The following is a 4,474-nucleotide window of genomic DNA, read 5'->3' on the forward strand; positions in this document are numbered from 1 at the left end:
GGAGACGCTGCTCGCCGGGCAGACGTCCGCGGCGGGGACACCGCAGGACGAGGCCCCGGCGGTGCTGTCCTCGTCGGCGGGCGTGCTGCGCCTGGCCGCGGTCGTCACCCAGACCACCGCGGCCCGGCTCGAGCTCGAGTCGATCACGGACCTCAACGGCCGGTGCGAGTCGCTCACCGCCGTCGCGCCCCCGCCCCTGACCGCCGCGGCGGATCCGGACGCGGCCACGGCCCTGCGCGCCCGCCTGGACCGGCTCGCCGGCTGTCGACCCGAGACCTGGCTGGCCGACACCGAGGACCCGAGCGCCGCCGTCGTCGCGGATGAGGCCCAGGTCGCGCTGCTGACCCGCACGGATCCGGAGATCGACGCGAACTCGCTCGTCCCGCTCGAGGACGACGGCCGCGTGCTCCCCGAGGGGCGGCTGACCGCCGTCGGCTCCGCCGCGACGCTGGACGACGACGCCGAACGGCGCATCGCCGAGGTGATGTCCGCCCTCGACGGCGACGGCCTGCGGGAGCTCGAACGGCTCACCACGGGCGACGACCCGCTTCCGGCCGCCGAGGCCGCGCAGTACTGGCTGGTGGACCATGGCCTGGAGGACGCGCCCGAGGACTGGTTCGTGCCCCGCGGCTCCTGGTTCTGAGCTCGCACGGGGGAGGGGTGCCGGCCCGCGTCGCACGAGCGCGACTGTGATGCACACCGCCCGGGGGTGCCATGATGGGGGCATGCCGACCCCGCATCCCCGCCAGATCCGCCAGTCCGCCAAGCTGCTGAACGTCCGCTACGACGTGCGCGGCCCCATCCTGGAGGAGGCGCAGCGGATGGAGGCCGCGGGCCACCGGATCATGAAGCTGAACATCGGCAACCCGGCCCCGTTCGGCTTCGAGGCGCCGGACGCCGTCCTGGCGGCGATGCACCAGCACCTGCCGCACGCGCAGGGCTACTCGGACTCCAAGGGCATCTACTCGGCGCGCATCGCCGTCTCGCAGTACTACGAGTCCCGGGGCATCCGGGACATCGGCGTGGACGACGTGTTCATCGGCAACGGCGTGTCCGAGATGATCACCATGGTCTTGCAGGCCCTGGTCGACGACGGCGACGAGATCCTCGTCCCCTCGCCCGACTACCCGCTGTGGACCGGCGCCACCACCCTGGCCGGGGGCCGAGCGGTGCACTACCGCTGCGTCGAGGAGGAGGGCTGGGAGCCCGACCTCGAGCACATCGAGTCCCTCGTCACGGAGCGCACCAAGGGCATCGTCCTGATCAACCCGAACAACCCCACTGGCGCGGTCTACTCCCGCGCCGTGCTGCAGGGCATCGTGGACGTCGCCCGCCGCCACAACCTCGTCCTCATGGCGGACGAGATCTACGAGAAGATCACCTACGACGGCGCCCGCCACATCAACGCCGCCGGCCTGTCCGACGACGTGCTCACCCTGACGTTCTCCGGCCTGTCCAAGGCATACCGGGTGGCGGGCTACCGCTCCGGCTGGGTGGCCGTGTCCGGGCCGAAGCACCGGGCCGCCGACTTCCTCGAGGGCCTGACCCTGCTGGCCAACATGCGGATGTGCGCCAACGTGCCCGCGCAGCACGCCATCCAGGTGGCACTGGGCGGCTACCAGTCCATCGACGACCTCGTCCTGCCCGGCGGTCGGCTGCTCGAGCAGCGCAACCTCGCCCAGGACCGCCTGAACGCCATCCCCGGCGTGTCCGTGCAGCCGGCCCACGGCGCCCTCTACCTGTTCCCGCGGCTGGACCCGGAGGTCTACGCGATCGACGACGACGAGGCGTTCGTCATCGAGCTGCTGCGGGCGAAGAAGATCCTCGTCTCGCACGGCGGGGCATTCAACTACCCGTACACCGACCACTTCCGGCTCGTCACGCTGCCCAGCGTGAAGGACCTGGACGTGGCCCTGGACCGCCTCGAGGACTTCCTCGAGGACTGGAGGGAGCGCCATGGCTGACACCCCGGCCGCCGAGGCGGGCGGACCCGCCCGCCCCACCGACGACGGCGTCTTCGGCGCCCCCGCCCGGGAGCTGTTCGCCGCCCGCCGCGGGGACGAGGTCCGGGGCCCGGCCGACGTCGACGCCGCCGCGACGCCCGGCTACGGCGGGGACAAGGCGAAGGGCAAGAAGGACCTGGCCGCGCGCGGCCGGGCGCTCGCCGACCTGCAGGAGCTGCTGTTCGCCCAGTCGGTGCGCGACGCGCCCGTGGGGGAGGTGCCGTCCCTGCTGGTGGTCCTGCAGGGCATGGACACCGCCGGCAAGGGCGGGATCATACGCCACGTGATCGGGGCGATGGATCCGCTGGGCGTCCACGTGCACGCGTTCAAGGCGCCGACCCCGGAGGAGCGCGCCCACGACTTCCTGTGGCGCATCCGACCGCACCTCCCGCGGCCCGGCCTGGTCTCCGTGTTCGACCGGTCGCACTACGAGGATGTGCTCGTGCACCGCGTGCGCGGGCTCTCCCCTCTGGCCGAGGTGGAGGAGCGCTACGGGGCCATCCGCGAGTTCGAGGCGGCCGTGCGCGCCGCGGGGACACGGATCGTCAAGGTGATGCTGCGGATCTCGCCGGAGGAGCAGGCCAAGCGCCTGCTGGCCCGCCTGGACGACCCCACGAAGCACTGGAAGTTCAGCGAGAGCGATCTCGATGACCGCGCGTACTGGGACCAGTACATGGACGCGTACCGGATCGCGATCGAGCGGACGGACACCGAGGACGCGCCGTGGTTCATCGTGCCGGCGGACCGCAAGTGGTTCGCGCGGCTGGCGGTGCAGCAGCTGATCATCGAGACCCTGCAGGGGATGGGGCTGGACTGGCCGAAGGCCGACTTCGACGTCGCGGCCGCCCGCCGTCGCCTGCTGGCGGGCTGAGCGCCGCCGTCGTCGCGATGGGCGGGCAGTGGTGGCCGGACCTTGCCGAGCACGGGGCCGCGGTGAGTCGATGTACGGACACCGGGCGCCGCAGAGGCGCTCCGGATCCGATCCGAAAGGTGGACCCATGACTGAGAACGCCAACCAGAATGCCCCGCTGACCGGCAAGACCGTCGCGTTCCTCGCGACCAACGGCGTCGAGCAGGTCGAGCTGACCTCCCCGTGGGAGGCCGTGATCGCCGCCGGCGCGACCCCCGTGCTCGTCTCGCCGGAGTCCGGCACCATCACCGCGATGCAGTCCGACTGGGATCACGGCGAGTCCTTCGACGTGAACACGACGGTGAAGGACGCCAAGGCCGAGGACTTCGACGGCCTCGTGATGCCGGGCGGCACCCTGAACGCGGACGCCATGCGCATCGACAAGGACGCCCAGGCGTTCGTGCGTGCCTTCTTCGAGCAGCACAAGCCGGTGGCGGCCATCTGCCACGCCCCGTGGACCCTGATCGAGGCCGGCGTCGTGGAGGGCCGCCGCCTGACCAGCTACCCGTCCCTGAAGACTGACCTGAAGAACGCGGGCGCCCAGTGGGTGGACGATGAGGTCGTCGTGGACAACGGGCTGACCACCTCGCGCTCCCCGGACGACCTCGACGCCTTCAACGCCAAGGTCGTGGAGGAGATGAGCGAGGGCAAGCACGAGGACCAGACCGCCTGACCGACGTCGGGCGCGAGTCGCGTGGGGGCGGGGGCCGATGGCCCCCGCCCCCGCCGTTTCCCGAACGAAAGCGGGGCGGAGGCCGCCGTTTCCCGAACGAAAGCGGGGCGGGGGCGTGGTCAGCCGGCGTCGGGGGCGGCCTCGCCGCGCACCTGGTCGAGGCGGGCGCGGGCGCCGTCGAGCCAGGCCTGGCAGCGGTCGGCCAGCGCCTCCCCGCGTTCCCACAGGGCCAGGGACTCCTCGAGGCCGGCGCCACCGGCCTCCAGCCTCCCCACGGTCTCCATCAGCTCGGCGCGCGCCTGCTCGTAGCTCATCCGGGCCACGTCCGAGACGTCCGCGGAGGTGAAGCCCTCCACGCCGCTGGGGCGGCCCGGGTCCTGCGTCTGCTCCATGCCCTGTTCACTCATGCCTGTCGTGTCCTCTCGTGGGATGGGGTCGGGGTGGGCCGATGCGTCGCGACGACGTCCGCGGTGATCCGTCCGACCGCCACGAGGATGTCGAGCCGGTCGTCCGGGGCGACCTGGTCCGCGTCGCGCACGACCTGTCCGGCGTGCTGGACCACGGCGTAGCCGCGGTCCAGGGTGCGCTGCGGGGACAGGGCGCGGACGCGGGCGCGCAGCTGCGTGAGTGCGTCCTCCTCGCGGACGAGCCGGTGGCCCAGGGCGGACCGGCCGCGCTCGCGCCACCGGTCCGTCTCCTCCTGCCGGGTGTCCACCATCACGTGCGGACGGGCCAGTACGGGCCGGGAGCGCAGGGCCGCGAGCCCCTCCCAGCCTCGGCGTTCACCCTGACCTAGGGCGTGTCTGAGAATAGATGCACGAGTCAGCTGAGACCCTGGGGACATGTCCCGGTTCCAGATGCTCTCCGACGCACAATGGGAGTTGATCG

The 4,474-nt window shown here is 72.3% G+C and carries 6 protein-coding genes; 4 read left to right on the forward strand and 2 right to left on the reverse strand.

Annotation, left to right across the window (positions count from 1 at the left end; all coding sequences use genetic code 11):
* From D8M29_RS09110 to D8M29_RS09125, 4 genes are all read left to right on the forward strand, one after another.
* Positions 1 to 643 (forward strand): glycine betaine ABC transporter substrate-binding protein (locus tag D8M29_RS09110; protein ID WP_305034223.1); only part of this gene is annotated, 643 nt, incomplete at its 5' end.
* A gap of 82 nt (positions 644 to 725) precedes the next feature.
* Positions 726 to 1,964, forward strand: a complete 1,239-nt coding sequence (locus D8M29_RS09115) for a pyridoxal phosphate-dependent aminotransferase (RefSeq protein ID WP_127435411.1) — start codon at positions 726 to 728, stop codon at positions 1,962 to 1,964.
* Positions 1,957 to 2,874 carry a PPK2 family polyphosphate kinase gene (locus D8M29_RS09120; protein ID WP_127435410.1) on the forward strand — a complete coding sequence of 306 codons (918 nt, stop codon included), beginning with the start codon at positions 1,957 to 1,959 and terminating at the stop codon, positions 2,872 to 2,874. The genes D8M29_RS09115 and D8M29_RS09120 overlap by 8 nt, the downstream gene beginning before the upstream one ends.
* A gap of 127 nt (positions 2,875 to 3,001) precedes the next feature.
* Positions 3,002 to 3,586, forward strand: a complete 585-nt coding sequence (locus D8M29_RS09125) for a type 1 glutamine amidotransferase domain-containing protein (protein WP_127435409.1) — start codon at positions 3,002 to 3,004, stop codon at positions 3,584 to 3,586.
* Positions 3,587 to 3,705: 119 nt separating this feature from the next.
* Here the strand turns inward: D8M29_RS09125 and D8M29_RS09130 are convergent, their stop codons facing one another.
* Together D8M29_RS09130 and D8M29_RS09135 are read right to left on the reverse strand one after the other, a co-directional pair.
* Complete coding sequence (locus D8M29_RS09130) at positions 3,706 to 3,993, reverse strand: exodeoxyribonuclease VII small subunit (RefSeq protein WP_127435408.1); 288 nt, start codon at positions 3,991 to 3,993, stop codon at positions 3,706 to 3,708.
* Positions 3,990 to 4,430: an exodeoxyribonuclease VII large subunit gene (locus D8M29_RS09135; RefSeq protein WP_370450159.1), complete on the reverse strand. Its 441-nt coding sequence runs from the start codon at positions 4,428 to 4,430 to the stop codon at positions 3,990 to 3,992. Before D8M29_RS09135 ends, D8M29_RS09130 begins: the two co-directional genes overlap by 4 nt.
* Positions 4,431 to 4,474: the final 44 nt, after the last annotated feature.

The sequence above is a fragment of the Micrococcus sp. HSID17227 genome (assembly GCF_003989405.1).
Lineage (GTDB): Bacteria > Actinomycetota > Actinomycetes > Actinomycetales > Micrococcaceae > Micrococcus > Micrococcus luteus.

Bases quoted from the DNA above. Each gene is read 5' to 3' on its own strand.
- D8M29_RS09125 (WP_127435409.1), top strand. From the start codon at position 3,002: ATGACTGAGAACGCCAACCAGAATGCCCCGCTGACCGGCAAGACCGTC.
- D8M29_RS09130 (WP_127435408.1), bottom strand. From the start codon at position 3,993: ATGAGTGAACAGGGCATGGAGCAGACGCAGGACCCGGGCCGCCCCAGC.
- D8M29_RS09120 (WP_127435410.1), top strand. From the start codon at position 1,957: ATGGCTGACACCCCGGCCGCCGAGGCGGGCGGACCCGCCCGCCCCACC.
- D8M29_RS09135 (WP_370450159.1), bottom strand. From the start codon at position 4,430: ATGTCCCCAGGGTCTCAGCTGACTCGTGCATCTATTCTCAGACACGCC.
- D8M29_RS09115 (WP_127435411.1), top strand. From the start codon at position 726: ATGCCGACCCCGCATCCCCGCCAGATCCGCCAGTCCGCCAAGCTGCTG.